The sequence below is a fragment of the Salmonella sp. NW645 genome (genome assembly GCF_051703725.1).
GTDB classification, from domain to species: Bacteria; Pseudomonadota; Gammaproteobacteria; order Enterobacterales; family Enterobacteriaceae; genus Salmonella; species Salmonella enterica.
In genome coordinates this window covers 203177-229911 of the sequence record NZ_JAMMKR010000007.1, presented here as the reverse complement: position 1 = coordinate 229911, position 26735 = coordinate 203177, and the positions used below count along the sequence as shown (strand labels likewise).

Below are 26735 nucleotides of genomic sequence, written 5' to 3'. Positions count from 1 at the left end.
TCCTTATCGGTTGGGTCAAACCAGCTGTTTGCGTTGGTTTGACGGCGGAATGGATAAAGACTCTCGGTACTTCGCAACAGTGCGGCGCGCCACCATGATACCTTGTTCTGACAGCAGAGAGGTTAACTTGCTGTCGCTCAGTGGTTTCGCGGGGTTTTCCGCCGCAATTAACTTCTTCACCAGCGCGCGAATCGCGGTGGAAGAGGCTTCGCCTCCGCCTTCGGTATTGACGTGGCTGGAAAAGAAATATTTGAGTTCAAAAATACCGCGCGGGCTGTGCAAATACTTCTGCGTGGTCACGCGGGATATGGTGGATTCGTGCATCTCGACGGCCTGGGCGATATCCGCCAGTACCATCGGTTTCATATATTCTTCGCCCTGTTCAAAAAAGGCTTGCTGTTGCTCGACGATGCAGCGACTGACACGCAGCAGCGTGTCGTTGCGGCTTTCAAGGCTTTTTATCAGCCACTTCGCATCCTGTAAATTACTGCGGATGAACTGGCTGTCGGCATCGTTGCGCGCGCTGTTGCACATGGCGGCATAGTGCTGGTTAATCTGTAAACGGGGAATACTGTCGCTATTAAGCTCCACCGTCCAGCGACCGTTATGCTTGCGTACCAGCACATCCGGGATAACGTACTCCGGCTCGCCGGTCTGGATCGATTGACCGGGTCTGGGATCGAGCGACTGAATCAGGTTTACCGCCTCTTTCAGCACCTCTTCTTTCAGTCGGGTAACGCGCATCAACGTGCGGAAATCGTGGTTGGCCAGCAGATCAAGGTGATCGCAGATAATAAGCCGCGCCTCTTCCAGCCACGGCGTGGATTTGTCGAATTGTGAAAGCTGGATCAGCAGACAGTCGCGAAGATCTTTTGCCGCGACGCCTACCGGATCAAAACGCTGAATGCGCTTCAGAACGGCTTCAACCTCATCGAGATCCACCTCTACATCGCCCATGCTTTCGCGAATTTCGTCCAGGGATACGGTGAGATAACCGGTATCATCTACCGCGTCGACAATGGATGTCGCAATAGCGCGATCGGTGTCCGAGAAGGGCGTTAGCTCAACCTGCCACATCAGATAATCCTGCAACGACTGCGTCGTTTCGCCCTGATAGACGGGCAGCTCATCGTCGATATAATCGCCGCTGGGGCCGGACGGCGTCCCGGCGGTGTAAATTTCATCCCAACTGGCGTCAAGCGGCAGCTCTTCCGGCATCTCTTTTTGTTCGAGCGCGTCGGCGGTATCGAGAGGATCGTTATCCTGAGGTTGCTGAGTGTCGATTTCGTCATGAAGATCGGTTTGCTCAAGCAGCGGGTTATTTTCCAGCGCTTGCTGGAGTTCCTGCTGAAGTTCCAGCGTAGACAACTGCAACAGACGGATGGCCTGTTGTAGCTGAGGCGTCATCGCCAGTTGTTGGCTAAGCCTGAGTTGCAAACCTTGCTTCATATTCAGAGTCGTTTTCTCCCGCTAGAGCAGCATAGCCCTCTACCCTATCAGAGTCTGAAGTCTTCCCCAAGATATACACGCTTAACGTGTTCGTCTTGCAGGATTTCTGTCGGCGTACCGTGGGCAATAAGGTGGCCCTGGCTCACGATATAGGCGCGTTCACAGACTGCCAGCGTCTCACGGACGTTATGGTCGGTGATCAGCACGCCGAGCCCGCTATCGCGCAGATGCTCGATAATGCGTTTGATGTCGATAACGGAAATCGGGTCAACGCCGGCAAACGGTTCATCCAGCAGGATAAATTTGGGATTAGCGGCCAACGCGCGGGCTATTTCTACACGACGGCGTTCACCACCGGACAGCGCCTGTCCCATACTGTCGCGCAGATGCTCAATATGAAACTCTTCCATCAGCTCGTTGGCGCGGTCTTCTCGCTGTTCTGCGGTCAAATCGTCACGAATTTGCAGTACCGCCATCAGGTTATCAAATACGCTGAGACGGCGGAAAATAGAGGCTTCCTGCGGCAAATAGCCGATACCGCGGCGCGCGCGCGCGTGCAGCGGCAGCAGACTGATATCTTCATCATCGATGATGATATTGCCCGCGTCACGCGGCACGATACCGACGACCATATAAAAGGTGGTGGTTTTACCCGCGCCGTTTGGACCGAGCAGCCCGACAATCTCCCCGGAGTTAACGGTCAGACTGACATCTTCCACTACGCGACGGCCTTTATAGGCCTTCGCCAGATTCTTTGCAGTTAATGTTGCCATAACGAATTAGTTACTCTTCTTTTGCGCCGGAGTCTGGCCTTGGTTTTTGTCTTGCAACTGCGACGGCACCAGAACGGTGGTGACGCGTTTGCCTTTCTCGCTGAAGGCCTGCATTTTCTGCTCTTTCACCAGGTAGGTGATTTTGTCGCCGGTAATGTTGCTGTCAAGCTGCTCCAGATAAGCGTTGCCGGTCAGCACCACAAAATCTTTCGCCAGCTCGTAATGCATATGGGAAGCGTGGCCTTTCACCGGCTTACCGTTGTCCTGCATCTGGTAGAAGGTGGCCGGATTGCCGTAACCGTCGATCACCTCTTTCCCCTGTTCGCCGCCAGGGCGGGTAACCACGACTTTATCGGCGTTGATCTTAATCGTGCCCTGGGTCATCACCACGTTGCCCGTAAAGGTCACGACGTTGCCTTGCATATCCAGCGACTGTTGATCCGAGTCAATATGAATAGGCTGTTCGGTATCGCCCGTGACGGCGAAAGCCGGAATGCTGGCGGCCAGCAGCGAGCCGGCAAGCATAAGATTAAGGCTGAGTTTGTTTGTTTTGAATTTCATAAGAGGTTCTAACCTTTTCAATCAGCTCGGCGTTCTTGCTGCGTAAGTTACCGCGCATTTTCAGTCCGCTGGAGTTAAATGTTGTGCCGTATAACGTCACCAGATCGTTCGAGGTAACATCCTGCGTCACCAGATTAATCTGCGCGTTATCGGTGGTAATTCTGCGTAATTGAGCGTCAGGCACCAGGGCGTTGACTTCAACATGGCCATACAGATAGAGCATCCGATCGTTAGTCAATTTGGCTTTATCGGCCTTGATCGACCATGTCGGCACTTTATCCTTATCAAAGGTGGTTAATACCGGTTGCGTAAACCATGAGACCGCCTGATCGGAAAAATATTCAACGTGCTGCGCGATCAGACGATAGCTCAACGCGCCTTCCGGACTGTACACGACGGTATCCGTATGCTCGCTTTTATACGTGGGATCGTTGCTGTTGACCATCACGGCAGCAGGATCGTCTTTATCCGCCAGATTGATACCAATCAGTACCAGAATGGCCAGCGACAGTAGAATGATAACCCAACGTCTGGTTTTACTCATATCGATTGCCCTTTGGCCTCATCCAGCTTGCCCTGCGCCAGCAGCAGCAAATCGCACACCTCACGTACCGCGCCGCGCCCGCCGGCAATGTGCGTCACATAGTCAGCGCGGGGGATCAGCAGCGGATGCGCATCCGCAACGGCAACGCTTAATCCCACTTTTTCCATCACCGGCCAGTCAATCAGATCATCGCCGACATAGGCAACATTTTCCGGCGCAATGGCCAGTTTCTCCAGCAGATCGCTAAAGGCGATCAGCTTATTCGACTGTCCCTGATAAAGATGGACAATCCCCAGCGTGGCGCAGCGATCTTCTACAAGTTTAGCCTTTCGTCCGGTAATAATGGCAACCTCGATATTGGAGGTCAAAGCACAGCGAATACCATAGCCGTCACGAACGTTGAAAGCCTTCAGCTCTTCGCCGTTATTGCCCATATAAATCAGGCCGTCAGACAATACGCCATCCACGTCCAGGATGAGCAGGCGGATATTCTCCGCTTTGGTCATGACATGGGTGCTGACGGGGCCATAACAGGTCGCAAGCGACGCACCTGCTTTACTCATCGTTAATTATCCTTGAGTTTCTACACGACGCCTGCACGCAGGAGATCATGCATATGTAACACACCGAGTAACTGGTCGCCATCAGCAACCAGTACGGAGGTGATATGGCGGGACTGCATTAAATTCAGCGCATCGACAGCGAGAATACCGGGACGCACGCGAATGCCCCCTGGCGTCATCACCTCGGCGATCCCCAACTGGCGCATATCGCCGCCCATATCGAACACGCGACGTAAATCGCCGTCGGTGAAGATACCGTCAATCTTCATGGATTCATCGCAAATGACGGTCATACCGAGATTTTTACGCGTAATTTCTAGCAGCGCATCACGCAGGGTGGCATGTTTATTAACATGCGGGATCTCATCGCCAGTATGCATAATATCGCTTACGCGCAGCAGTAGCTTACGTCCCAGCGCGCCGCCAGGATGCGACAGAGCGAAATCTTCGGCGGTAAAGCCGCGCGCTTTTAACAACGCCACGGCGAGCGCATCGCCCATCACCAGCGTTGCGGTGGTACTACTGGTAGGCGCCAGGCCTAACGGACACGCTTCTTTGGGCACTTTAACACACAGATGCACATCTGCCGCACGCGCCATGCTGCTTTCCGGTCGCCCGGTAATGCAAATTAACGGCACGTGCAGCCGTTTAAGCACCGGTATTAGCGCCGCGATCTCGCTGGATTCGCCGGAGTTGGAGATAGCGATAACCACATCCTGCGGCGTAACCATCCCCAAATCGCCGTGCGCGGCTTCGCCCGGATGTACAAAAAAGGAAGAGGTGCCGGTACTGGCGAACGTGGCGGCCATTTTCCGTCCGATATGACCGGATTTTCCCATCCCCATGACCACCACTTTTCCGGTGCAGTTGAACATTTTTTCACAGGCCAGCGTGAAATGCTGGTTGATATATTGATCAAGCTCCGCCAGGCCTTCACGTTCAATTTCCAGGACCTCTTTGCCTGCCTGCTGAAAGTCAAACCCCGGTTGCAACGCTAAATGCGACATAATCCGTTTCCAGTTATCCAACAAGAAGTGGCGATAGCCAATAGAGCATCGCCAGCCATACGATAAACCCGCCGGTCAGCAGTATACCTGCGCCCCGACCAATCTGACGCGGATGCCGCCAGCAAAGTAAAGCGAAAACCACGCTAACCAGCAACATCACGCTATAATCACGCCCAAACGCCAGCGGGTTGATCTCTCCCGGCGCGATCAGCGCAGGCAGTCCCAGCACGATGGCGAGATTAAAAATATTGGCGCCAATGAGATTACCAACGGCAATATCATTTTCGCCTTTTCGCACGCCGGCAATCGCCGTCGCCAGCTCTGGCAGACTGGTGCCGACGGCGATGACTGTCAGACCGAGCGTTAATTCACTCATGGCGAAATAGTTCGCCAGCACCGTAGCGTTATCGATTACCATGCGCGTCGCCATCGGCATGATGACCAGCGCAATGCCCAGCCATAAGAACGCGACGGGGAGCCCGCCTTCGCGCGGCAGCTCCGCCAGTTGTTCGCGGGTGAGGCTGTCATTCCCCTGGCGTTCGGCCAGACGCGCGATTTTAACAATGAATAACAGCCATAGCACAGCCAGAAGCAGGAGAAAGATACCATCACTGCGACTTAACTGTCCGTCATGCAGTACGGAACCGGCTACCACGCTAACAAATAACATTAATGGCAATTCGCGACGTAGAACATCGGAATGCACGGTAAATGGACGAACCAGCGCCGCCAGCCCTAAGATCAGCAAAATATTGGTGATGTTAGAACCGAGCGCCGCGCCGACGGCCAAATCGAGCTGACCGTGTAGCGATGCGGCGACCGACACAATAATTTCCGGCAGCGAGGTGCCGATACTCACGACCGTCATCCCGATGATCAGCGGGGGAATACCGAATGTACGGCATAAAATAGAGGCCGCAAACACCAGACGATCGGCGCCGTAGGCCACCAGAAGCAAACCAATTATGAGTAGCGCCATCGCTAAAAGCATCTAAAGTCCTTTCTTCAGGTATACTCGCCGGTCCCCTGGAAGGGATATCTGGAAGCCGTAACGAAGTCCTAATTTTGACTTTATGCGGCTAAAAAGTAAAACGAATGCCAGCTTTCGCTAACCCTGTCAGTTAATATTCTGTAATTATGTCGAACCCATGGTTAAATTCAGCGCCATGGTTACCTCAACAAGGCAATACGAAGGATGAATCAATGGGTCAGTCTGCGGCCAATTTAGTCGATATGCGCGACGTCAGCTTTTCCCGTGGCGAACGCTGCATTTTCGATAATATTTCCCTGACGGTGCCGCGCGGGAAGATCACGGCGATCATGGGGCCGTCGGGCATCGGTAAAACCACGCTGTTGCGCCTGATTGGCGGACAGATCCCGCCGGATAAGGGCGAGATCTTATTTGATGGCGAGAATGTGCCGGCCATGTCCCGTTCGCGGCTCTACACCGTCCGCAAACGTATGAGTATGCTGTTTCAGTCGGGAGCGCTGTTTACCGACATGAACGTGTTTGACAATGTGGCCTATCCGCTACGGGAGCACACCAATTTACCCGCGCCGCTGCTAAAAAGCGTTGTGATGATGAAACTGGAAGCTGTCGGGCTGCGCGGCGCGGCAAAACTGATGCCTTCCGAGCTCTCCGGTGGGATGGCGCGTCGCGCCGCGTTGGCGCGCGCCATCGCTCTGGAACCGGATCTCATCATGTTCGATGAGCCGTTTGTCGGCCAGGACCCGATTACCATGGGCGTTCTGGTGAAGCTGATTTCAGAATTGAACAGCGCGCTGGGCGTGACCTGCGTGGTGGTCTCGCATGATGTGCCAGAGGTGCTCAGTATTGCGGATCACGCCTGGATCATGGCGGACAAAAAAATCGTCGCTCACGGTAGCGCTCAGGCGTTGCAGGAGAATACGGACCCGCGCGTGCGTCAGTTCCTTGACGGCATTGCCGACGGGCCGGTTCCGTTCCGCTATCCGGCGGGCGACTATCACCTTGATTTACTCGAAACAGGGAGTTAAGCCACTCATGCTGTTAAATGCGCTGGCAGCACTCGGACACAGCGGGATCAAAACCGTCAGGACGTTCGGGCGCGCCGGGTTAATGTTATTCAATGCGATTATCGGTAAGCCGGAGTTTCGCAAACATGCGCCGCTGCTGGTGCGCCAGCTTTATAATGTGGGCGTCTTGTCGATGCTTATCATTATTGTCTCCGGCGTATTCATCGGTATGGTGCTGGGGCTGCAAGGCTATCTGGTTCTGACTACTTACAGCGCGGAGACCAGTCTTGGCATGTTAGTGGCGCTTTCGCTGCTGCGCGAGCTGGGGCCGGTGGTCGCGGCGTTGCTGTTTGCCGGGCGGGCCGGGTCGGCGTTGACGGCGGAAATCGGCCTGATGCGGGCGACGGAGCAGCTCTCCAGTATGGAGATGATGGCGGTCGATCCATTGCGCCGGGTGATTTCGCCGCGCTTCTGGGCGGGCGTGATTTCGTTGCCGCTACTGACCATTATCTTTGTGGCGGTCGGTATCTGGGGCGGCTCGCTGGTCGGCGTAAGCTGGAAGGGAATCGACGCCGGGTTCTTCTGGTCCGCGATGCAGAATGCCGTCGACTGGCGTATGGATCTGGTGAACTGTCTGATAAAGAGCGTGGTGTTCGCCATTACGGTAACATGGATTGCGTTATTCAACGGTTATGACGCAATACCGACTTCTGCCGGGATTAGCCGGGCAACGACGCGTACCGTGGTTCACGCATCGTTGGCCGTTCTGGGGCTGGATTTTGTGCTGACCGCACTGATGTTTGGGAATTGAGTTCATGCAAACGAAAAAAAATGAAATTTGGGTAGGCGTTTTTTTGCTGGTAGCGTTGCTGGCGGCGCTGTTTGTTTGCCTGAAGGCGGCAAATGTGACCTCTATGCGCACGGAGCCGACCTATAAGGTTTATGCGACCTTCGATAACATCGGCGGTCTGAAAGTGCGTTCCCCGGTACGCATCGGCGGGGTGGTTGTCGGGCGGGTTGAAGATATCTCGCTTGATCCGAAAACATACCTGCCGCGCGTAACGCTCGACATCGAAGAGCGTTATAACCATATTCCCGATACCAGCTCGTTGAGTATTCGTACTTCCGGGCTGCTGGGGGAGCAATATCTGGCATTAAACGTCGGTTTTGAAGATCCTGAGCTGGGAACGTCTATCCTCAAAGATGGGAGTACGATTCAGGACACCAAGTCTGCAATGGTGCTGGAAGATATGATTGGTCAGTTCCTTTATAACAGCAAAGGCGACGACAATAAGAATTCTGGCGATGCGCCAGCCGCAACGGAAGGCCATACTGAAGCCACAACGCCCGCGGGCGAAACGAAATAATCTCAGGAGAATTGAGGCATGTTTAAACGACTGATGATGGTGGCCCTGCTGGTCATTGCGCCATTAAGCGCAGCAACGGCAGCGGATCAGAGCAATCCTTATAAACTGATGAACGAGGCGGCGCAGAAAACTTTTGATCGCCTGAAAAACGAACAGCCGAAAATTCGTGCCAATCCGGATTACCTGCGCGACGTTGTTGATCAGGAACTTCTGCCGTACGTGCAGGTAAAATATGCCGGCGCGCTGGTGCTGGGCCGCTACTACAAAGAGGCGACCCCGGCGCAGCGTGAAGCCTATTTTGCAGCGTTTCGCGAATACCTGAAACAGGCCTACGGTCAGGCGCTGGCGATGTACCACGGCCAGACTTACCAGATAGCGCCTGAGCAACCGCTGGGCGATGCGACCATTGTGCCTATCCGTGTAACGATTATCGATCCCAACGGTCGTCCGCCGGTACGCCTGGATTTCCAGTGGCGCAAAAACACCCAGACCGGCAACTGGCAGGCGTATGACATGATTGCGGAAGGCGTCAGCATGATCACCACCAAGCAAAATGAGTGGAGCGATCTGCTGCGTACTAAAGGCATTGACGGCCTGACCGCACAACTGAAATCTATCTCTCAACAGAAAATTACTTTGGACGAGAAACAGTAATGACGCCGCAACTCACCTGGACGCGTGAGGCGGACACTCTGGTGCTGGCGGGAGAGCTGGATCAGGACGTGTTGGCGCCGCTATGGGACGCGCGCGTAGAAGCGATGAATGGCGTTACCCGTATCGACCTGAGCCAGATCTCCAGGGTGGATACAGGGGGACTGGCGCTGCTGGCGCACCTTGTGAACCAGGCAAAAAAGCAGGGCAATGCCGTGTCGCTGTCTGGCGTTAACGACAAGGTTTACGCGCTGGCGCAATTATATAACTTGCCCGAAGACGTACTTCCCCGTATGTAATGAATGCCGGATGGTTTATCCGGCCTACACTTCGCATGATCCCCGTAGGCCGGATAAGTTGCGTTAGCAGCACCATCCGGCACTTTTACCGCGCTGATTTATCAGCGTAATCTTTTGCTTATTTAAGACGGCGCGACTTTGCTCTAAGATGTTGGGCTGTTTTCACTATTTGACGAATAAAGAACCCATGGAAAATCATGAAATTCAGAGTGTGCTGATGAATGCCCTCTCCCTCCAGGAAGTCCACGTCTCCGGCGATGGCAGTCACTTTCAGGTTATTGCCGTGGGCGAGATGTTTGACGGCATGAGCCGGGTCAAGAAACAGCAAACGGTCTATGGGCCGCTAATGGAGTACATTGCGGACAACCGTATCCATGCCGTATCGATCAAAGCATATACCCCGGCGGAATGGGCGCGCGATCGTAAACTTAACGGATTTTAAGCTACGGGTAACCTGCCGGTAGCGGAGATGAATGCTTAACTGAGAATACAATAATGGATAAATTTCGTGTACAGGGGCCAACGACGCTCCAGGGCGAAGTCACAATTTCCGGCGCCAAAAACGCCGCGCTGCCGATCCTGTTCGCCGCTCTGCTGGCAGAAGAACCGGTAGAGATCCAAAACGTTCCAAAACTGAAAGACGTGGATACGTCGATGAAGCTCCTGAGCCAATTAGGCGCGAAAGTGGAACGCAATGGATCGGTACACATTGACGCCAGCCAGGTGAACGTGTTCTGCGCGCCTTATGATCTGGTTAAGACCATGCGCGCCTCGATATGGGCGCTGGGGCCGCTGGTTGCCCGTTTTGGTCAGGGACAAGTCTCTCTGCCGGGGGGCTGTACTATCGGCGCGCGTCCGGTTGATCTGCATATTACCGGTCTGGAACAACTGGGTGCGACCATCAAGCTGGAAGAGGGCTACGTAAAGGCCTCCGTCGAAGGACGTCTTAAAGGGGCGCATATCGTGATGGATAAGGTCAGCGTCGGCGCGACCGTCACCATTATGTGCGCCGCTACGCTGGCGGAAGGGACGACCATCATTGAAAACGCCGCGCGCGAGCCGGAAATTGTCGACACCGCTAACTTCCTGGTTACGCTGGGGGCGAAGATCGCCGGGCAGGGCACCGATCGTATTACGATCGAGGGCGTAGAGCGTCTGGGCGGCGGCGTTTATCGTGTGCTGCCGGATCGTATCGAAACGGGGACTTTCCTGGTGGCGGCAGCGATCTCTCGCGGCAAAATCCTCTGCCGTAACGCGCAACCGGACACTCTGGACGCGGTACTGGCGAAACTGCGCGATGCTGGCGCGGATATCGAAGTGGGCGAGGACTGGATTAGTCTGGACATGCACGGCAAACGACCGAAGGCGGTCAATGTCCGTACCGCGCCGCACCCGGCATTCCCGACCGATATGCAGGCGCAGTTCACGTTGCTGAACCTGGTGGCGGAAGGGACGGGCTTTATCACTGAAACCGTCTTTGAAAACCGTTTTATGCACGTGCCTGAACTCAGCCGCATGGGCGCGCGTGCGGAAATTGAAAGCAATACCGTCATATGCCATGGCGTAGAAACGCTCTCTGGCGCCCAGGTCATGGCGACAGATCTGCGGGCATCTGCGAGCCTGGTGCTGGCGGGCTGTATTGCGGAAGGCACGACGATTGTGGATCGCATTTATCACATCGATCGCGGTTATGAGCGCATCGAAGACAAACTGCGCGCGCTAGGCGCGAATATTGAACGCGTGAAAGGCGAATAACCTTCTGTACGCTGAATAACCCCCGCGAACGCGATGCGGGGGTTGTTTTACAGGCACTTACTCTACATTCTGTTTGTTTTTATTACGCGCTCTCATAAGCCGCGTTCTGTCGATAAACTCATGCGTGCGCGGATCGTGATAACGCGATGGCCAAATAACCTAGGGTTCCGTTCCCAATGCTTTCGCGATAATCAACTCTCCTTTCGGCCACGGGCGCGTTAATGCATTGGCCAGCGTGGATGAACTCAATCCATTCCGACGTGACTCAGCGGCCATTGACGTCCCTTTTTTACGTAGTCCGGCAATGATATCGGCCGGATGCCAGTCAATAAGCTTGCTTTCCATACATCCATCACTCCTTAGGTTAATCACTTACGGTTTTAACAACCCGACGACGTTCGATACTATAACGCTTCGTGAAAGAATGTTCTAAAAAGTTCATGTAAGTGGCGGCAATATTCAGAATATGCCAGGGGAAGCCCTATATGGCTATATGAAAAGACAGGGAGCAAAGTATCTGGAGTTTATTGGAACTTAATGGGATATCCCGCGTAGTACGCGGGATAAGAGAACGGCATTAATGATCGCGCTGCACCGCGATGTGTGCGAGACCGATTAGCGCCTCACGCCATGGAGTATCCGGCAATATCTGCAACGCGGATATCGCTTTGTCGGCTTCTTCTTCCGCTCGCTGACGCGTCCATTCCAGCGAGCCGCAGGTGGTCATCGCTTCCAGAACCGGTTCCAGAAGATGACGACCATTACCTTGTTCAATAGCGGTACGGATCATCGCTGACTGTTCTGGCGTACCGTGGCGCATGGCGTGAAGCAACGGTAAGGTGGGTTTGCCCTCATTGAGGTCATCACCCACATTTTTACCGAGATGCTCGCCGTCGGCGCTGTAATCCAGCAGATCGTCAATGAGCTGGAAAGCCGTACCAAGGTAGCGGCCATAGTCCTGCAACCCTTTCTCTTGCTCAGGCGTACAACCGGCAAGAATACCGGAGCACTGGGCGGCGGCTTCGAACAGACGGGCCGTTTTACTGTAAATCACCCGCATGTAATTTTCTTCGGTAATGTCCGGGTCATTCACGTTCATCAATTGCAGCACTTCGCCTTCTGCAATCACGTTGACCGCTTCCGACATCACTTCCAGCACTTTTAACGAGCCGAGGCTGGTCATCATCTGGAAGGCGCGGGTATAGATAAAGTCGCCGACCAGCACGCTGGCGGCATTACCGAAGGCGGCATTTGCCGTTGCCTTGCCGCGACGCATATCGGATTCATCCACCACATCATCATGCAGCAGCGTCGCCGTGTGGATAAACTCGATCAGAGCGGCGATAGTCACGTGCGCGTTACCCTGATAACCCACCGCACGCGCGGCAAGAACGGCAATCATCGGACGAATGCGTTTCCCGCCGCCGCTAATAATGTAATATCCTAGCTGATTAATCAGTTGAACGTCGGAATTAAGCTGTTCAAGGATTGTCGCATTGACACCCGCCATATCTTGCGCGGTTAACTCGTTGATTTTTTCTAAATTCATCGCAAAAGCCGGGCTTATCGCCCCGATTATCCCATGTCTGAATGAGGTAACGTAGGGTTTATGGTTAGAAATATACCCTGATTGTACTGAAAAAACGCCGCAGATAAACGTTACCGTATGCGTTGTGTTTTTTTTCTTCATGTATTGATGGTAGCACTTGTCAAAGCCGTGCAATTTGCGTAATATTCGCGCCCTATTGTGAATATTTATAGCGCGCTCTGAATCATTGAAAGGTGTGCGCGGAAGCGGAGTTTTTTATGTACGCGGTTTTCCAAAGTGGTGGTAAACAACACCGAGTAAGCGAAGGTCAGACCGTTCGCCTGGAAAAGCTGGACATCGCAACTGGCGAAACTATCGAGTTCGCTGAAGTTCTGATGGTCGCAAACGGTGAAGAAGTCAAAATCGGCGTTCCTTTCGTTGATGGCGGCGTAATCAAAGCTGAAGTTGTTGCCCACGGTCGTGGCGAGAAAGTTAAAATCGTTAAGTTTCGTCGCCGTAAACACTACCGTAAGCAGCAGGGCCATCGTCAGTGGTTCACTGATGTGAAAATTACCGGCATCAGCGCTTAAGATTAGGGGAGCAGATTAAATGGCACATAAAAAGGCTGGCGGCTCGACTCGTAACGGTCGCGATTCTGAAGCTAAACGTCTGGGCGTAAAACGCTTTGGCGGTGAAGCAGTTCTGGCAGGCAGCATCATCGTTCGTCAACGTGGTACTAAATTCCACGCTGGCACCAACGTTGGTTGCGGTCGTGACCACACTCTGTTTGCTAAAGCAGACGGTAAAGTGAAATTCGAAGTTAAAGGCCCGAAAAACCGTAAATACATCAGCATCGTTGCTGAGTAAGTTTTTTGTGGTCCGGTAACGGATGAAAGCCCCGCACCTGTTGCGGGGCTTTTTACATTCGATGGCCGACTAAAATATACCCGTGTGGCTGTGTGAATGCCGTTAACGGGTCTTTGCAGGGAACACGGCATGAAGCAGCAGGCAGGCATTGGCATTCTTTTAGCGCTCACTACCGCGATGTGCTGGGGAGCGTTGCCAATAGCAATGAAGCAAGTGCTGGAGGTGATGGAGCCTTCAACCATTGTCTTCTACCGCTTCTTAATGGCCAGTATTGGCCTCGGGGCGATACTGGCAGTAAAAAGAAAGCTGCCGCCGCTGCGTATTTTTCGTAAGCCGCGCTGGTTGGTGTTATTGGCGATAGCGACCTGCGGACTGTTCGGTAATTTCATTTTGTTCAGTTCTTCCCTGCAATATTTGAGCCCAACCGCGTCGCAGGTTATCGGTCAGCTCTCGCCGGTTGGCATGATGGTCGCCAGCGTCTTTATTCTGAAAGAAAAGATGCGCGGTACGCAGGTGATTGGCGCGCTGATGTTATTGAGCGGGCTGGTGATGTTTTTTAACACCAGTCTGATCGAGATTTTTACCCGACTGACCGACTACACCTGGGGCGTTATTTTTGGCGTAGGCGCGGCGATGGTGTGGGTGAGCTATGGCGTGGCGCAAAAAGTATTATTGCGACGTCTGGCCTCGCAGCAGATCCTGTTTTTACTGTACACTTTATGTACGATAGCGCTCTTGCCGCTGGCAAAACCGATGGTGATAGCGCAACTGAGCGACTGGCAGCTCGCCTGTTTGATTTTCTGCGGGCTAAATACGCTGGTAGGATATGGCGCCCTGGCGGAAGCGATGGCGCGTTGGCAGGCGGCGCAGGTGAGCGCGATAATCACGCTTACACCGCTATTTACCCTGCTGTTTTCAGATCTTTTATCTATGGCCTGGCCCGATTTCTTCGCCAGACCGATGTTAAACCTTTTAGGTTATCTCGGTGCGTTTGTCGTGGTTGCGGGCGCGATGTATTCCGCCATTGGTCATCGTATTTGGGGCGGTTTACGCAAGCATGAAACGGTGGTTTCGCAACCCCGCTCAGGCGAATGATTTACGGAGAATAAAATGAAGTTTGTTGATGAAGCATCGATTCTGGTCGTTGCAGGCGATGGCGGTAATGGCTGTGTGAGCTTCCGCCGCGAAAAATATATCCCGAAAGGCGGCCCGGACGGCGGTGATGGCGGCGACGGCGGCGACGTCTGGATGGAAGCCGATGAAAACCTGAATACGCTGATCGATTACCGCTTTGAAAAATCGTTCCGCGCTGAACGTGGTCAGAATGGCGCGAGCCGCGACTGTACCGGTAAACGCGGTAAAGACGTGACCATCAAAGTGCCGGTCGGTACGCGCGTTATCGACCAGGGAACCGGTGAAACGATGGGCGACATGACCAAACACGGTCAGCGTCTGTTGGTCGCGAAGGGCGGCTGGCATGGGTTAGGCAATACCCGTTTTAAATCCTCGGTTAACCGTACGCCGCGCCAGAAAACCAATGGTACGCCGGGTGATAAGCGCGACCTGCTGCTGGAACTGATGCTGCTGGCGGATGTCGGGATGCTGGGGATGCCAAACGCCGGTAAATCAACGTTCATTCGTGCGGTATCGGCAGCAAAACCGAAAGTCGCGGACTATCCGTTTACCACGCTGGTGCCGAGCCTGGGCGTGGTACGAATGGACAGCGAAAAGAGTTTTGTGGTGGCTGACATTCCGGGGTTGATCGAAGGCGCGGCGGAAGGCGCGGGCCTGGGGATTCGCTTCCTGAAGCACCTCGAACGTTGCCGCGTACTGCTGCACCTCATTGATATCGATCCGATCGACGGTTCCGATCCGGTGGAAAACGCCCGTATCATTATTGGCGAACTGGAAAAATACAGCCAGGATCTGGCGGCTAAACCGCGCTGGTTAGTGTTCAACAAGATCGATCTGATGGATAAAACCGAAGCGGAAGAGAAAGCGAAAGCGATCGCCGAAGCGTTGGGCTGGGAAGGGAAATACTATCTGATTTCCGCCGCCAGTCAGCTGGGGGTGAAAGATCTCTGCTGGGATGTGATGACCTTTATCATCGAGAATCCGATCGCGCAGGCTGAAGAAGCAAAACAGCCGGAAAAAGTCGAGTTCATGTGGGACGATTATCATCGCCAGCAGTTGGCTGAAGTGGAAGAAGACGCAGACGATGACTGGGATGACGACTGGGATGAAGACGACGAAGAAGGCGTCGAGTTCATCTACAAACGTTAATCTCGTAGCCGGATGGCGCTAACGCTTATCCGGCCTACAAAAGCCAACGGGCCGCATTTGCGGCCCGTTTTATTATGTTCGTTGTAGGCCGGATAAGACGCGTTAGCGCCGCCATCCGGCAATAATGCACTCAGTTATTCTGATAAATATCCTTGTATAACCGACTCTCGAAGCGTACCAGCGGGATTCGGCGATTACGCTGATCGGCAGGTGGAACCGCGTAGCCGGACAAATACTGTACAAATGCCATCCGTTGCCCGCTTGCGGTGGTAATAAAGCCCGCCAGATTATACACGCCCTGCAGTGACCCGGTTTTCGCCGAAACCTTACCGTCTACGCCCGCCTGATGCAGGCCGGCGCGGTATTGCAATGAACCATCATAGCCCGCCAGCGGCAGCATAGAGATAAAGTTCAGCTCGTTATCGTGTTGGGCGATATATTGCAGCACCTGCATCATCGTGGCGGGAGCGATCAGGTTATGGCGAGAAAGACCGGAACCGTCGGCAATAATGGTATTGCCGATATCAATTCCCGCCTGTTGGCGCAGGATCTGGCGAACGGCATCCGATCCCGCCCGCCAGGTGCCAGGCACGTTAAACCTGACATGACCAATCATCCGAAAAACAGTATCGGCGATCATGTTGTCTGACTTTTTCAGCATAATCTTAAGCAGATCGTGCAGTGGCGCCGACTGTTTACTGGCGACGATCGTTCCGGACTCGTTAACCTGCGTCTGGCGCAGCAGTGTGCCGCGGTAAGTTATCCCGGCCTCTTTCAGTTCCTGCTTGAGGATCGCGCCCGCGTAGCTGGCGCCGTCCTGAATAGCAAAGGCCAGCGGCAGCGGGTCGGCGCGCTGTGGTAAACAGCCGGTAAGCGTATAACGGTTCAAATCGCCAGGCACAACATCCAGCTCGCAATACTGCGCGTCTGCCGAACCGCGCGGCAGAGTCCGTACCTGGCTGAACATCGTTACCGGATAATAAGAGGCCACGCGAATAAAGGCTAAATCGTTTGGTTTTTGCGCGCTATAAAGCGACACAGAAAAACAGTTGCGGTCAACAATGGCGGCGGCGGGAGGCGCGCTGAAACACTGCGTCAGGTCGTTCCACGGCCAGCCTGGCGCTTTATCGTGGCTGGCGAAAATCGACGTGTCGATAAGCACATTGCCGTCGATTTGCGTGACGCCTGACTTTTTCAACGTCGCGACCATATTGCGAATATCCTGACGTCTTAGCGTTGGATCGCCACCGAATCGCGCAATTACGTCACCTTTCAGGATGCCGTTATCGACGTTGCCTTTAGTCTCCAGCGTGGTCGTAAAACGGAAATCCGGGCCGAGTTGAATCAGCGCCGCCAGCGCGGTAATCACCTTTTGGGTACTGGCGGGAAGCGCCATCTGCTGACTATGATAATCAATAGCTGGCGCGGGCGCGCCAATCTTTTGCACCATCAGCGCGAGGTTGGCGCCGGCCGGAAGCTGTTTGATGTATTCGTCAATATTCGCGGCCTGAACGCTGAACGCTATACTGGTGGTCAATCCGATGATAAATCTGGAAAATCGCATAATCTCGCGCTAACACCCTGGAAACAAGCCGTCATACTACGGCGCAACGCCCTAAAAAGTAAACGATGACCCATAGGGAACTCCAGGGTAAAATGGTTATCAAAGAGGAAATTGTAGCTGACCTGGGACTGCGCGCCCGGGTTGGTGTTTTTTTGCTTCTGACCCTGGTATGGCATATGCCGGGGCTGGCTTAGCAGCCGGGGTAGAGTTCATTGCCCCCTACAGGAATGTTCAAGAGGTATAACAAATGCAAGCTATTCCGATGACCTTACGCGGAGCCGAAAAACTGCGCGAAGAGCTGGATTTTCTGAAATCTGTGCGCCGTCCTGAAATCATCGCCGCTATCGCCGAAGCGCGCGAACATGGCGATTTAAAAGAAAACGCGGAGTATCATGCTGCACGCGAACAGCAGGGTTTCTGCGAAGGGCGCATTAAAGATATCGAAGCAAAACTGTCGAATGCGCAGGTGATTGATGTCACTAAAATGCCGAACAATGGTCGCGTGATTTTCGGCGCTACCGTCACGGTGCTGAACCTGGACACCGACGAAGAGCAGACCTATCGTATTGTTGGCGATGATGAGGCGGATTTTAAGCAAAATCTCATTTCGGTAAACTCGCCAATCGCTCGCGGCCTGATCGGCAAAGAGCAGGATGACGTCGTGGTGATCAAAACGCCTGGCGGCGATGTGGAATACGAAGTGCTTAAAGTGGAATACCTTTAAGCAGTACTCAATACGCAAATTGTTGGTGTATTGTAAAGAAAGGAAAAAGGCCGCATAGCGGCCTTTTATCAACGGAGAGAGCGTGGCATTTTGCTCTCCTGCTCGTGGAAAACCCCTCGTTTTACACAGATTTTGTGTTCGACTTTAGGATATCCTTAACGCGGCAGCGAGATTTTACGCTCTTTAGTTGGGCGATACAGCACCAGCGTTTTACCGATGACCTGTACGTTACAGGCGCCGGTTTCGCGCACGATAGCGTCCACGATCAAGGTTTTTGTTTCGCGATCTTCCGAGGCGATTTTCACCTTGATAAGTTCATGGTGCTCTAACGCTTGTTCAATCTCGGCCAGTACCCCTTCGGTCAAACCATTATTGCCAAGCATAACAACAGGCTTGAGCGGATGTGCCAGACCTTTTAGGTGCTGTTTTTGTTTAGTACTCAGATTCATCGTATATTTTTGCTTACGTTGGGATTGAAAACGGGTCATTCTACCGCCATCTCCCTTATATCGCCAAATAGGCGTGTAGAAATTTACGCCATTGGCTACGATGAACTGCCCCGACGGGAAAGTTAAATGACAGGTAAAAAGCGTTCTGCCAGCTCAAGCCGCTGGCTTCAGGAACACTTTAGCGATAAATATGTTCAACAGGCGCAGAAAAAGGGGCTACGCTCCCGTGCCTGGTTTAAACTTGATGAAATACAGCAAAGTGACAAACTTTTTAAGCCGGGAATGACGGTAGTCGATCTCGGCGCTGCGCCAGGAGGCTGGTCACAGTATGTGGTCACGCAGATTGGCGGCAAAGGCCGCATCATCGCTTGTGATCTTTTACCTATGGATCCTATCGTTGGTGTGGACTTTCTTCAGGGCGATTTTCGTGATGAACTTGTCATGAAAGCGTTACTGGAACGCGTGGGTGACAGTAAAGTACAAGTTGTCATGTCGGATATGGCACCAAACATGAGCGGAACACCGGCGGTGGATATCCCCCGCGCCATGTATCTGGTGGAGCTGGCGTTAGAGATGTGCCGCGATGTGCTGGCGCCAGGCGGAAGTTTTGTAGTGAAGGTGTTCCAGGGCGAAGGTTTCGATGAGTATCTAAGGGAAATTCGCTCCCTGTTTACGAAGGTTAAAGTTCGTAAGCCGGACTCTTCGCGTGCGCGTTCGCGTGAAGTGTACATTGTAGCGACCGGGCGAAAGTGATAACCGGCAGATTTCAGACGTAAGGTTTGAAAGAAACTGGATATAGAGTATCCTGACGCTGTTTTTAACACAGTTGTAATAAGAGGTTAATCCCTTGAGTGACATGGCGAAAAACCTAATACTCTGGCTGGTCATTGCCGTTGTGCTGATGTCAGTATTCCAGAGCTTTGGGCCCAGCGAGTCTAATGGCCGTAAGGTGGATTACTCTACCTTCCTGCAAGAGGTCAATCAGGACCAGGTTCGCGAAGCGCGTATCAACGGACGTGAGATCAACGTTACCAAGAAAGATAGTAACCGTTACACGACTTACATTCCGATTAATGATCCGAAGCTGCTTGATAACCTGCTGACTAAAAACGTCAAGGTTGTTGGCGAACCACCTGAAGAGCCAAGCCTGCTGGCTTCTATCTTCATTTCCTGGTTCCCGATGCTGTTGCTGATCGGCGTCTGGATCTTCTTCATGCGTCAGATGCAGGGCGGCGGTGGCAAAGGCGCCATGTCGTTCGGTAAGAGCAAGGCGCGTATGCTGACGGAAGATCAGATCAAAACCACGTTTGCTGACGTCGCGGGCTGTGACGAAGCGAAAGAAGAAGTGGCGGAACTGGTTGAATACCTGCGTGAACCGAGCCGTTTCCAGAAGCTGGGCGGTAAAATTCCGAAAGGCGTCCTGATGGTCGGCCCGCCGGGTACCGGTAAAACCCTGCTGGCAAAAGCCATTGCGGGTGAAGCGAAGGTGCCATTCTTTACGATTTCCGGTTCTGACTTTGTGGAAATGTTCGTCGGTGTCGGCGCGTCTCGTGTGCGTGACATGTTCGAACAGGCCAAAAAAGCGGCGCCGTGCATTATCTTCATCGATGAAATCGACGCCGTAGGCCGCCAGCGTGGCGCAGGTCTTGGCGGTGGTCACGATGAACGTGAGCAGACGTTGAACCAGATGCTGGTTGAGATGGACGGCTTCGAAGGTAACGAAGGTATCATCGTTATCGCCGCAACTAACCGTCCGGACGTCCTTGACCCGGCGCTGCTGCGTCCTGGTCGTTTCGACCGTCAGGTGGTGGTAGGCCTGCCGGACGTTCGCGGTCGTGAGCAGATTCTGAAGGTGCATATGCGTCGCGTACCGTTAGCGACGGATATTGATGCGGCGATCATTGCGCGCGGTACGCCGGGCTTCTCCGGTGCGGACCTGGCGAACCTGGTCAACGAAGCGGCGCTGTTTGCGGCTCGTGGTAACAAGCGCGTTGTGTCGATGGTTGAGTTCGAGAAAGCGAAAGACAAAATCATGATGGGTGCCGAACGTCGCTCCATGGTGATGACGGAAGCGCAGAAAGAGTCGACCGCGTACCACGAAGCGGGCCACGCGATTATCGGTCGCCTGGTGCCGGAACACGATCCGGTGCACAAAGTGACGATTATCCCGCGCGGTCGTGCGCTGGGCGTGACCTTCTTCCTGCCTGAAGGCGACGCAATCAGCGCTAGCCGTCAGAAGCTGGAAAGCCAAATCAGCACGCTGTACGGCGGTCGTCTGGCGGAAGAGATTATCTACGGCGTTGAGCATGTTTCTACCGGGGCGTCGAACGACATTAAAGTCGCGACTAACCTGGCGCGTAACATGGTCACCCAGTGGGGCTTCTCGGAGAAACTCGGTCCGTTGCTGTATGCGGAAGAAGAGGGCGAAGTGTTCCTCGGCCGTAGCGTCGCAAAAGCGAAACATATGTCTGATGAAACTGCGCGTATCATCGACCAGGAAGTGAAAGCGCTGATTGAACGTAACTACAATCGCGCTCGTCAGATCCTGACTGACAATATGGATATTCTGCACGCGATGAAAGATGCGCTGATGAAATATGAAACCATAGATGCGCCGCAGATTGACGACCTGATGGCGCGTCGTGAAGTGCGTCCGCCTGCGGGCTGGGAAGATCCAAACGGCACCAATAACTCTGACAGCAATGGTACGCCTCAGGCGCCGCGTCCGGTTGATGAACCACGCACGCCGAACCCGGGCAACACGATGTCAGAGCAACTGGGCGACAAATAAGCGTTTGTTGTACAACATTATGTTTAGCGCTCACCGAAACCCTGGGGCTTGCCCCGGGGTTTTTCTTTTTTTTACTCACCACAAATAAAACAGGGATTTTGACCATGAAACTCTTCGCTCAGGGCGCCACGCTCGATCTCACTCATCCGCATGTTATGGGGATCCTGAACGTAACGCCGGATTCGTTCTCCGACGGCGGCGCGCATAACACGCTGATTGAGGCGGTGAAACATGCGAATTTAATGGTGAATGCCGGGGCGACAATTATTGATGTGGGGGGGGAATCAACGCGACCAGGCGCGGCGGAAGTGAGCGTGGAAGAAGAGCTGGATCGCGTTATTCCGGTACTGGAAGCAATCGCGCAACGCTTTGAAGTGTGGATTTCTGTGGATACCTCTAAACCCGAGGTGATCCGTGAAGCGGCAAGGGCGGGCGCGCATATTATCAATGATGTCCGTTCGCTCTCCGAACCCGGCGCGTTGGAAGCGGCAGCGGAAACCGGCTTGCCGGTCAGTCTTATGCACATGCAGGGCAACCCCAAAACCATGCAGGAGGCGCCGAAATATGACGATGTCTTTGCCGAGGTGAATCGCTACTTTATTGAGCAAATAGCACGTTGTGAGAAGGCCGGCATCGCAAAAGAGAAATTGTTGCTCGACCCCGGATTCGGTTTCGGTAAAAATCTCTCTCACAATTATACCTTACTGGCGCGACTGGGTGAGTTTCATCATTTTAACCTGCCGCTGCTGGTGGGCATGTCACGTAAAACGATGGTTGGTCAGTTACTTAACGTGGGACCATCAGACCGTCTGAACGGCAGCCTTGCGTGCGCGGTAATTGCCGCGATGCAGGGCGCGCAGATCATTCGCGTCCATGACGTCAAAGAAACCGTAGAGGCGATGCGGGTGGTAGAAGCCACTCTGTCTGCAAAGGGAAACAAACGCTATGAGTAATCGTAAATATTTCGGTACCGATGGGATTCGCGGACGTGTAGGCAATGCCCCCATTACACCTGATTTCGTGCTTAAACTGGGTTGGGCTGCCGGAAAAGTGCTGGCGCGTCATGGCTCGCGTAAAATCATTATCGGTAAAGATACGCGTATTTCCGGCTATATGCTGGAGTCCGCGCTGGAGGCGGGCCTTGCCGCTGCGGGGCTGTCGGCCTCGTTTACCGGACCTATGCCAACGCCAGCCGTCGCCTATTTGACGCGGACTTTCCGCGCGGAGGCGGGTATCGTTATCTCGGCTTCGCATAACCCGTTCTATGATAACGGCATTAAATTCTTCTCTATCGACGGTACGAAACTGCCTGACGATGTGGAAGAAGCCATCGAAGCCGAAATGGAAAAAGAGATCACCTGCGTAGACTCCGCCGAGCTGGGGAAAGCGAGCCGCATCGTCGACGCCGCCGGACGCTATATTGAGTTCTGTAAAGGCACCTTCCCGAACGAACTGAGCCTCAACGGTCTGAAAGTGGTTGTGGATTGCGCCAACGGCGCTACCTACCATATCGCACCGAATGTGCTGCGCGAGCTGGGCGCGACCGTTATCGCCATCGGCTGTGAGCCAAACGGCGTCAACATTAACGAAGAAGTGGGCGCGACCGACGTGCGCGCGTTGCAGGCGCGCGTGTTGGCGGAGAAGGCGGACCTCGGCATCGCGCTTGACGGCGACGGCGACCGGGTCATCATGGTTGACCATGAAGGCAATAAAGTCGATGGCGATCAGATCATGTATATCATCGCGCGCGAAGGGCTGCGCCAGGGGCAACTGCGCGGCGGCGCGGTGGGGACGCTGATGAGCAATATGGGGCTGGAGCTGGCGCTCAAGCAGCTTGGCATTCCGTTTGCCCGGGCGAAAGTGGGCGACCGCTACGTGCTGGAAAAATTGCAGGAAAAAGGCTGGCGCATCGGCGCGGAAAACTCTGGTCACGTTATTCTGCTGGATAAAACGACCACTGGCGACGGTATTGTAGCGGGGCTACAAGTTCTGGCGGCGATGGTGCGTAATCATATGAGTCTGCACGATCTGTGCAGCGGTATGAAAATGTTCCCGCAGATTCTGGTTAACGTGCGTTACACCGCCGGTAGCGGCGATCCGCTGGAAAATGAAGCGGTGAAAACGGTAACGGCGGACGTAGAAGCCACGCTCGGCAATCGTGGGCGGGTACTGCTACGTAAATCCGGTACCGAACCGCTGATTCGCGTGATGGTGGAAGGCGAGGATGAAGCGCAGGTTACGGCATTCGCCCATCGTATCGCGGATGCGGTAAAAGCCGTTTAAGCGTTTAAGTGACTAAAAAGGCGGCGGTTGCCGCCTTACGGCCCGCAAAAAACAACGCTTTTGCTGTTTTTTTCCGCAGTTGATACAATGCGCTTAAATTGCCCTTGCGAAGGTCATTCGCTTTGGTTAGTATTCACACCCGCTTCAGTGGGAAACAGTAAAAATCCCGCTTTATTGGTAGAAGCATTGGTACGCGGCAACTCCGCAAGGAACAGGTTGATTATGTACGAAGCTCTTTTAGTTGTTTTCCTTATTGTGGCAATTGGCCTTGTAGGTCTGATCATGCTGCAGCAAGGTAAAGGCGCTGATATGGGAGCCTCCTTCGGAGCAGGCGCTTCCGCTACGCTATTTGGTTCAAGTGGTTCTGGTAACTTCATGACCCGAATGACGGCGGTATTGGCGACGCTGTTCTTCATCATCAGTCTGGTGTTGGGTAATATCAATAGCAACAAAACCCATAAAGGAAGCGAGTGGGAAAATCTGAGCGCGCCGGCGAAGACCGAGCAGACTCAACCTGCTGCACCGGCCCAGCCGACCAGCGATATCCCGCGCTAATAGCAGTATCCGTGCCGAGGTGGTGGAATTGGTAGACACGCTACCTTGAGGTGGTAGTGCCCAATAGGGCTTACGGGTTCAAGTCCCGTCCTCGGTACCAATATTCCGAAAGAAAGACGCTGAAAAGCGTCTTTTTTTTCGTTTGTTATTTGTGGTTGTCTGTAGGTCGGATAAGACGTTTACGCCGCCATCCGACATTATTACAACCCATGATGGCGCTACGTTTATCAGGCCAACAGACACCTTATATTCCGCGCATAAAAAAGGCCGCTTTCGCGGCCTTAAAATGATAAATGTTTACTTCGCTTTGTTTTCCAGATTCTCAACCTGCGGCAGACCGGTCGCGGAAGAGGCGGTTAACAGACCCGCTTTCGCGTAGCCGAACAGTTTCTCGCGGGTATCGGTAATGTCCAGATTACGCATCGTCAACTGACCGATACGATCGTCCGGTGAGAATACGGACTCGCCTTTCTCCATGGTCAGACGCTCAGCCTTATAGGTCAGGTTGTCAGACACCGTGTTCAGGATGGAGTAGTCGTTGCCGCGACGCAACTCGAGTGTGACCTCACCGGTAATCTGGCTGGCGACCCAACGTTGCAGGCCGTCACGCAGCATCAGCGCCTGAGAGTCGAACCAGCGGCCCTGATACAGCAGTTTACCCAGCTGACGACCATGTGAATGATACTGTTCAATGGTGTCTTCGTTGTGAATACCGGTCAGCAGACGCTCGTAAGCGATGTGCAGCAGCGCCATCCCAGGGGCTTCATAAATACCGCGGCTTTTTGCTTCAATGATGCGGTTTTCAATTTGGTCGCTCATGCCCAGGCCGTGACGGCCACCGATGCGGTTCGCTTCCAGCATCATCTCAACATCATCGCTGAAGGTTTTACCGTTCAGGGCAACAGGGTGACCCTGCTCGAAGCGGACGGTCACAACTTCTGCCGGGATCTTCACGCTTTCGTCCCAGAACTTCACGCCCATAATCGGGTTGACGATCTTGACGCTGGAGTTAAGAAACTCCAGATCTTTCGCTTCATGCGTGGCGCCGAGCATGTTGGAGTCGGTGGAGTAGGCTTTTTCGACTGACATCTTATAGTCGAAACCGCAGGCAATCATAAATTCAGACATCTCATGGCGACCACCCAGCTCATCGATAAAGTCGGTATCCAGCCACGGTTTGTAAATCTGCAGCTCGGCGTTGGTCAGCAAGCCGTAACGATAGAAACGTTCAATATCGTTGCCTTTATAGGTGCTGCCGTCGCCCCAGATATTCACGCCGTCTTCTTTCATCGCGGCGACCAGCATCGTGCCGGTCACGGCACGGCCCAGCGGCGTGGTATTGAAATAGGTCAGTCCGCCAGTCGTATTATGGAAAGCGCCGCACTGAATCGCTGCGATCCCTTCTGCAACCAACTGCTTGCGGCAATCAATCAGGCGAGCATTCTCTGCGCCATACTCCATTGCGCGACGAGGAATGGCGTCATAGTCATCCTCATCCGGTTGTCCCAGATTCGCAGTATAGGCATATGGGACAGCTCCTTTTTGTCGCATCCACAGCAGCGCGGCGCTGGTGTCCAGACCGCCGGAAAAAGCGATACCAATACGTTGACCTGCTGGAAGATGCTTAAGAATCGTCGTCATAGAATAGAACCCTGCTTGATTGACTGATAATGAGATCGGTTTCTGCTTTAGTGCATTTTTATGCAAAATAAATGAGTTTTCATTTAATCATCTTTTAGCAGAGACAGGAAGCATTTAGTGAAGGTTTACTGAAATAACGTTGTGAAATGCGTGTATAAGCCGGAGAGGTGGGATGAGTATAACGAAGAGTGATATTCATTCATCTGCATATTGGGAATAGGGTTGACATAACTCATGCCTGGTCACTATACTGTGCGCAGATTTTACGTCCCGTCCTCGGTACCAAATCCCAGCAGTATTTGCATTTTTTACCCAAAACGAGTAGAATTTGCCACGTTTCAGGCGCGGGGTGGAGCAGCCTGGTAGCTCGTCGGGCTCATAACCCGAAGGTCGTCGGTTCAAATCCGGCCCCCGCAACCACTTTCCCTTAGAGTTCTTTTTCAAATATACTGTGAAGATTATGTCCTTCGTAGCTGGATTTGAAAAAAATTCTTTCGGAAGGTACACCAGACCGCCGTTGCGGTTATAGGGTTCAGTTATCTAAAGCCCCGATTTATCGGGGTTTTTTGTTATCTGACTACAGAATAACTGGGCTTTAGGCCCTTTTTTTATGTCTTGGGGGTGGGCTTGTCCACATTAGAGCAAAAATTAACAGAGATGATTACAGCGCCAGTTGAAGCCTTAGGCTACGAGCTGGTCGGCATCGAATTTATTCGCGGTCGCACATCCACACTGCGCATCTATATTGATAGTGAAGATGGCATCAATGTTGATGATTGTGCTGATGTGAGCCACCAGGTAAGCGCGGTGCTGGACGTTGAAGATCCTATCTCCGTGGCTTACAACCTTGAAGTCTCGTCACCGGGTCTCGACCGTCCTATGTTCACTGCCGATCATTATGCGCGTTTCCAGGGTGAAGAAGTCGCGCTGGTTCTTCGCATGGCGGTACAGAACCGTCGCAAGTGGCAGGGCATTATCAAAGCGGTGGACGGTGAAATGATTACCGTCACAGTCGAAGGCAAAGATGAAGTGTTCGCGCTGAGTAATATCCAGAAGGCGAACCTGGTTCCCCACTTTTAACAGTCT

The 26735-nt window shown here is 53.4% G+C and carries 29 protein-coding genes, 2 tRNA genes and 1 pseudogene; 20 read left to right on the top strand and 12 right to left on the bottom strand.

Going from position 1 to position 26735, the window contains the following annotated elements; all coding sequences use genetic code 11:
- Positions 1-15: 15 nt before the first annotated feature.
- From rpoN to NA389_RS16630, 7 genes are read right to left on the bottom strand one after another with little or no spacing between them, the layout of a single operon-like run.
- The gene (gene rpoN, locus NA389_RS16660) at positions 16-1449 is read right to left on the bottom strand and encodes an RNA polymerase factor sigma-54 (protein ID WP_000809020.1); all 1434 of its coding nucleotides are present in this window, start codon (positions 1447-1449) and stop codon (positions 16-18) included.
- A gap of 47 nt (positions 1450-1496) precedes the next feature.
- Positions 1497-2222, bottom strand: a complete 726-nt coding sequence (lptB, locus tag NA389_RS16655) for an LPS export ABC transporter ATP-binding protein (RefSeq protein WP_000224104.1) — start codon at positions 2220-2222, stop codon at positions 1497-1499.
- Between the two features lie 6 nt (positions 2223-2228).
- Entirely contained in the window at positions 2229-2783 is a 555-nt protein-coding gene (gene lptA / locus NA389_RS16650) for a lipopolysaccharide ABC transporter substrate-binding protein LptA (protein ID WP_000669771.1), read from the bottom strand.
- Positions 2752-3327, bottom strand: a complete 576-nt coding sequence (gene lptC / locus NA389_RS16645) for an LPS export ABC transporter periplasmic protein LptC (RefSeq protein ID WP_000047845.1) — start codon at positions 3325-3327, stop codon at positions 2752-2754. The genes lptA and lptC overlap by 32 nt, the downstream gene beginning before the upstream one ends.
- Positions 3324-3890 (bottom strand): 3-deoxy-manno-octulosonate-8-phosphatase KdsC, encoded by a 567-nt coding sequence (gene kdsC / locus NA389_RS16640; protein WP_000030029.1) that lies wholly within the window; start codon positions 3888-3890, stop codon positions 3324-3326. Before kdsC ends, lptC begins: the two co-directional genes overlap by 4 nt.
- Positions 3891-3910: 20 nt before the next feature.
- Positions 3911-4897: an arabinose-5-phosphate isomerase KdsD gene (kdsD, locus tag NA389_RS16635; protein ID WP_000018617.1), complete on the bottom strand. Its 987-nt coding sequence runs from the start codon at positions 4895-4897 to the stop codon at positions 3911-3913.
- Between the two features lie 13 nt (positions 4898-4910).
- Positions 4911-5888 carry a calcium/sodium antiporter gene (locus NA389_RS16630; protein ID WP_000922742.1) on the bottom strand — a complete coding sequence of 326 codons (978 nt, stop codon included), beginning with the start codon at positions 5886-5888 and terminating at the stop codon, positions 4911-4913.
- A 212-nt stretch (positions 5889-6100) separates the two neighbouring features.
- On the opposite strand from NA389_RS16630, the gene mlaF reads away from it, so the two are divergent.
- From mlaF to murA, 7 genes are all read left to right on the top strand, one after another.
- On the top strand, positions 6101-6913 hold the full coding sequence (gene mlaF / locus NA389_RS16625) for a phospholipid ABC transporter ATP-binding protein MlaF (RefSeq protein WP_000531566.1): 813 nt from the start codon (positions 6101-6103) through the stop codon (positions 6911-6913).
- Positions 6914-6920: 7 nt separating this feature from the next.
- The gene (gene mlaE / locus NA389_RS16620; protein WP_000925786.1) at positions 6921-7703 is read left to right on the top strand and encodes a lipid asymmetry maintenance ABC transporter permease subunit MlaE; all 783 of its coding nucleotides are present in this window, start codon (positions 6921-6923) and stop codon (positions 7701-7703) included.
- Between the two features lie 4 nt (positions 7704-7707).
- Entirely contained in the window at positions 7708-8259 is a 552-nt protein-coding gene (gene mlaD, locus NA389_RS16615) for an outer membrane lipid asymmetry maintenance protein MlaD (RefSeq protein WP_001193591.1), read from the top strand.
- 18 nt (positions 8260-8277) lie between these two features.
- A complete protein-coding gene (gene mlaC / locus NA389_RS16610; protein WP_000476475.1) occupies positions 8278-8913 on the top strand; it encodes a phospholipid-binding protein MlaC in 636 nt (211 codons plus the stop codon).
- Positions 8913-9209 (top strand): lipid asymmetry maintenance protein MlaB, encoded by a 297-nt coding sequence (mlaB, locus tag NA389_RS16605; protein ID WP_000188843.1) that lies wholly within the window; start codon positions 8913-8915, stop codon positions 9207-9209. The genes mlaC and mlaB overlap by 1 nt, the downstream gene beginning before the upstream one ends.
- 187 nt (positions 9210-9396) lie before the next feature.
- On the top strand, positions 9397-9651 hold the full coding sequence (ibaG, locus tag NA389_RS16600) for a BolA family iron metabolism protein IbaG (protein WP_001518349.1): 255 nt from the start codon (positions 9397-9399) through the stop codon (positions 9649-9651).
- A 53-nt stretch (positions 9652-9704) separates the two neighbouring features.
- On the top strand, positions 9705-10964 hold the full coding sequence (murA, locus tag NA389_RS16595) for a UDP-N-acetylglucosamine 1-carboxyvinyltransferase (RefSeq protein WP_000357288.1): 1260 nt from the start codon (positions 9705-9707) through the stop codon (positions 10962-10964).
- Between the two features lie 57 nt (positions 10965-11021).
- On the opposite strand, the pseudogene sfsB reads toward murA, so the two are convergent.
- Together sfsB and ispB are read right to left on the bottom strand one after the other, a co-directional pair.
- A pseudogene (sfsB, locus tag NA389_RS16590) lies at positions 11022-11309 on the bottom strand (DNA-binding transcriptional regulator SfsB).
- Positions 11310-11541: 232 nt separating this feature from the next.
- Entirely contained in the window at positions 11542-12513 is a 972-nt protein-coding gene (ispB, locus tag NA389_RS16585; protein WP_001047353.1) for an octaprenyl diphosphate synthase, read from the bottom strand.
- Positions 12514-12770: 257 nt separating this feature from the next.
- Here ispB and rplU point away from each other — a divergent pair, with 257 nt between their 5' ends.
- The 4 genes from rplU (at position 12771) to cgtA (ending at position 15642) form a co-directional block, all read left to right on the top strand.
- Positions 12771-13082 (top strand): 50S ribosomal protein L21, encoded by a 312-nt coding sequence (gene rplU, locus NA389_RS16580; protein WP_000271398.1) that lies wholly within the window; start codon positions 12771-12773, stop codon positions 13080-13082.
- A gap of 19 nt (positions 13083-13101) precedes the next feature.
- On the top strand, positions 13102-13359 hold the full coding sequence (gene rpmA, locus NA389_RS16575; RefSeq protein WP_000940593.1) for a 50S ribosomal protein L27: 258 nt from the start codon (positions 13102-13104) through the stop codon (positions 13357-13359).
- A gap of 129 nt (positions 13360-13488) precedes the next feature.
- Complete coding sequence (locus tag NA389_RS16570) at positions 13489-14454, top strand: DMT family transporter (protein ID WP_000813052.1); 966 nt, start codon at positions 13489-13491, stop codon at positions 14452-14454.
- A gap of 15 nt (positions 14455-14469) precedes the next feature.
- Entirely contained in the window at positions 14470-15642 is a 1173-nt protein-coding gene (gene cgtA / locus NA389_RS16565) for an Obg family GTPase CgtA (protein WP_000673556.1), read from the top strand.
- 130 nt (positions 15643-15772) lie between these two features.
- Here the strand turns inward: cgtA and dacB are convergent, their stop codons facing one another.
- On the bottom strand, positions 15773-17206 hold the full coding sequence (dacB, locus tag NA389_RS16560) for a serine-type D-Ala-D-Ala carboxypeptidase (RefSeq protein ID WP_001212689.1): 1434 nt from the start codon (positions 17204-17206) through the stop codon (positions 15773-15775).
- A 247-nt stretch (positions 17207-17453) separates the two neighbouring features.
- Here dacB and greA point away from each other — a divergent pair, with 247 nt between their 5' ends.
- Positions 17454-17930 (top strand): transcription elongation factor GreA, encoded by a 477-nt coding sequence (greA, locus tag NA389_RS16555; protein ID WP_001148008.1) that lies wholly within the window; start codon positions 17454-17456, stop codon positions 17928-17930.
- Positions 17931-18085: 155 nt separating this feature from the next.
- Here greA and yhbY read toward each other — a convergent pair whose 3' ends face one another.
- A complete protein-coding gene (gene yhbY, locus NA389_RS16550; protein ID WP_001592995.1) occupies positions 18086-18379 on the bottom strand; it encodes a ribosome assembly RNA-binding protein YhbY in 294 nt (97 codons plus the stop codon).
- 126 nt (positions 18380-18505) lie between these two features.
- Here yhbY and rlmE point away from each other — a divergent pair, with 126 nt between their 5' ends.
- The 6 genes from rlmE to NA389_RS16520 all read left to right on the top strand — a co-directional run bounded on the left by rlmE (position 18506) and on the right by NA389_RS16520 (position 24108).
- Entirely contained in the window at positions 18506-19132 is a 627-nt protein-coding gene (gene rlmE, locus NA389_RS16545) for a 23S rRNA (uridine(2552)-2'-O)-methyltransferase RlmE (protein ID WP_000145974.1), read from the top strand.
- 103 nt (positions 19133-19235) lie between these two features.
- Positions 19236-21170 (top strand): ATP-dependent zinc metalloprotease FtsH, encoded by a 1935-nt coding sequence (gene ftsH / locus NA389_RS16540; protein WP_001107481.1) that lies wholly within the window; start codon positions 19236-19238, stop codon positions 21168-21170.
- Positions 21171-21274: 104 nt separating this feature from the next.
- A complete protein-coding gene (folP, locus tag NA389_RS16535; protein ID WP_000764711.1) occupies positions 21275-22123 on the top strand; it encodes a dihydropteroate synthase in 849 nt (282 codons plus the stop codon).
- Complete coding sequence (gene glmM / locus NA389_RS16530) at positions 22116-23453, top strand: phosphoglucosamine mutase (protein ID WP_000071171.1); 1338 nt, start codon at positions 22116-22118, stop codon at positions 23451-23453. The genes folP and glmM overlap by 8 nt, the downstream gene beginning before the upstream one ends.
- Positions 23454-23675: 222 nt before the next feature.
- Positions 23676-24008 carry a preprotein translocase subunit SecG gene (secG, locus tag NA389_RS16525; RefSeq protein ID WP_000272678.1) on the top strand — a complete coding sequence of 111 codons (333 nt, stop codon included), beginning with the start codon at positions 23676-23678 and terminating at the stop codon, positions 24006-24008.
- 13 nt (positions 24009-24021) lie between these two features.
- A tRNA-Leu gene (locus tag NA389_RS16520) sits at positions 24022-24108 on the top strand.
- A gap of 197 nt (positions 24109-24305) precedes the next feature.
- Here NA389_RS16520 and argG read toward each other — a convergent pair.
- Positions 24306-25649, bottom strand: a complete 1344-nt coding sequence (gene argG, locus NA389_RS16515) for an argininosuccinate synthase (protein ID WP_000207653.1) — start codon at positions 25647-25649, stop codon at positions 24306-24308.
- Positions 25650-25992: 343 nt separating this feature from the next.
- Here argG and NA389_RS16510 point away from each other — a divergent pair.
- Positions 25993-26069, top strand: a tRNA-Met gene (locus tag NA389_RS16510).
- Positions 26070-26276: 207 nt separating this feature from the next.
- Positions 26277-26729 carry a ribosome maturation factor RimP gene (rimP, locus tag NA389_RS16505; RefSeq protein ID WP_000105461.1) on the top strand — a complete coding sequence of 151 codons (453 nt, stop codon included), beginning with the start codon at positions 26277-26279 and terminating at the stop codon, positions 26727-26729.
- Positions 26730-26735: the final 6 nt, after the last annotated feature.

Excerpts from the sequence above, each read along its gene's own strand:
- rpoN (WP_000809020.1), bottom strand. The coding sequence starts at position 1,449 with ATGAAGCAAGGTTTGCAACTCAGGCTTAGCCAACAACTGGCGATGACG.
- lptB (WP_000224104.1), bottom strand. The coding sequence starts at position 2,222 with ATGGCAACATTAACTGCAAAGAATCTGGCGAAGGCCTATAAAGGCCGT.
- lptA (WP_000669771.1), bottom strand. The coding sequence starts at position 2,783 with ATGAAATTCAAAACAAACAAACTCAGCCTTAATCTTATGCTTGCCGGC.
- lptC (WP_000047845.1), bottom strand. The coding sequence starts at position 3,327 with ATGAGTAAAACCAGACGTTGGGTTATCATTCTACTGTCGCTGGCCATT.
- kdsC (WP_000030029.1), bottom strand. The coding sequence starts at position 3,890 with ATGAGTAAAGCAGGTGCGTCGCTTGCGACCTGTTATGGCCCCGTCAGC.
- kdsD (WP_000018617.1), bottom strand. The coding sequence starts at position 4,897 with ATGTCGCATTTAGCGTTGCAACCGGGGTTTGACTTTCAGCAGGCAGGC.
- NA389_RS16630 (WP_000922742.1), bottom strand. The coding sequence starts at position 5,888 with ATGCTTTTAGCGATGGCGCTACTCATAATTGGTTTGCTTCTGGTGGCC.
- mlaF (WP_000531566.1), top strand. The coding sequence starts at position 6,101 with ATGGGTCAGTCTGCGGCCAATTTAGTCGATATGCGCGACGTCAGCTTT.
- mlaE (WP_000925786.1), top strand. The coding sequence starts at position 6,921 with ATGCTGTTAAATGCGCTGGCAGCACTCGGACACAGCGGGATCAAAACC.
- mlaD (WP_001193591.1), top strand. The coding sequence starts at position 7,708 with ATGCAAACGAAAAAAAATGAAATTTGGGTAGGCGTTTTTTTGCTGGTA.
- mlaC (WP_000476475.1), top strand. The coding sequence starts at position 8,278 with ATGTTTAAACGACTGATGATGGTGGCCCTGCTGGTCATTGCGCCATTA.
- mlaB (WP_000188843.1), top strand. The coding sequence starts at position 8,913 with ATGACGCCGCAACTCACCTGGACGCGTGAGGCGGACACTCTGGTGCTG.
- ibaG (WP_001518349.1), top strand. The coding sequence starts at position 9,397 with ATGGAAAATCATGAAATTCAGAGTGTGCTGATGAATGCCCTCTCCCTC.
- murA (WP_000357288.1), top strand. The coding sequence starts at position 9,705 with ATGGATAAATTTCGTGTACAGGGGCCAACGACGCTCCAGGGCGAAGTC.
- ispB (WP_001047353.1), bottom strand. The coding sequence starts at position 12,513 with ATGAATTTAGAAAAAATCAACGAGTTAACCGCGCAAGATATGGCGGGT.
- rplU (WP_000271398.1), top strand. The coding sequence starts at position 12,771 with ATGTACGCGGTTTTCCAAAGTGGTGGTAAACAACACCGAGTAAGCGAA.
- rpmA (WP_000940593.1), top strand. The coding sequence starts at position 13,102 with ATGGCACATAAAAAGGCTGGCGGCTCGACTCGTAACGGTCGCGATTCT.
- NA389_RS16570 (WP_000813052.1), top strand. The coding sequence starts at position 13,489 with ATGAAGCAGCAGGCAGGCATTGGCATTCTTTTAGCGCTCACTACCGCG.
- cgtA (WP_000673556.1), top strand. The coding sequence starts at position 14,470 with ATGAAGTTTGTTGATGAAGCATCGATTCTGGTCGTTGCAGGCGATGGC.
- dacB (WP_001212689.1), bottom strand. The coding sequence starts at position 17,206 with ATGCGATTTTCCAGATTTATCATCGGATTGACCACCAGTATAGCGTTC.
- greA (WP_001148008.1), top strand. The coding sequence starts at position 17,454 with ATGCAAGCTATTCCGATGACCTTACGCGGAGCCGAAAAACTGCGCGAA.
- yhbY (WP_001592995.1), bottom strand. The coding sequence starts at position 18,379 with ATGAATCTGAGTACTAAACAAAAACAGCACCTAAAAGGTCTGGCACAT.
- rlmE (WP_000145974.1), top strand. The coding sequence starts at position 18,506 with ATGACAGGTAAAAAGCGTTCTGCCAGCTCAAGCCGCTGGCTTCAGGAA.
- ftsH (WP_001107481.1), top strand. The coding sequence starts at position 19,236 with ATGGCGAAAAACCTAATACTCTGGCTGGTCATTGCCGTTGTGCTGATG.
- folP (WP_000764711.1), top strand. The coding sequence starts at position 21,275 with ATGAAACTCTTCGCTCAGGGCGCCACGCTCGATCTCACTCATCCGCAT.
- glmM (WP_000071171.1), top strand. The coding sequence starts at position 22,116 with ATGAGTAATCGTAAATATTTCGGTACCGATGGGATTCGCGGACGTGTA.
- secG (WP_000272678.1), top strand. The coding sequence starts at position 23,676 with ATGTACGAAGCTCTTTTAGTTGTTTTCCTTATTGTGGCAATTGGCCTT.
- argG (WP_000207653.1), bottom strand. The coding sequence starts at position 25,649 with ATGACGACGATTCTTAAGCATCTTCCAGCAGGTCAACGTATTGGTATC.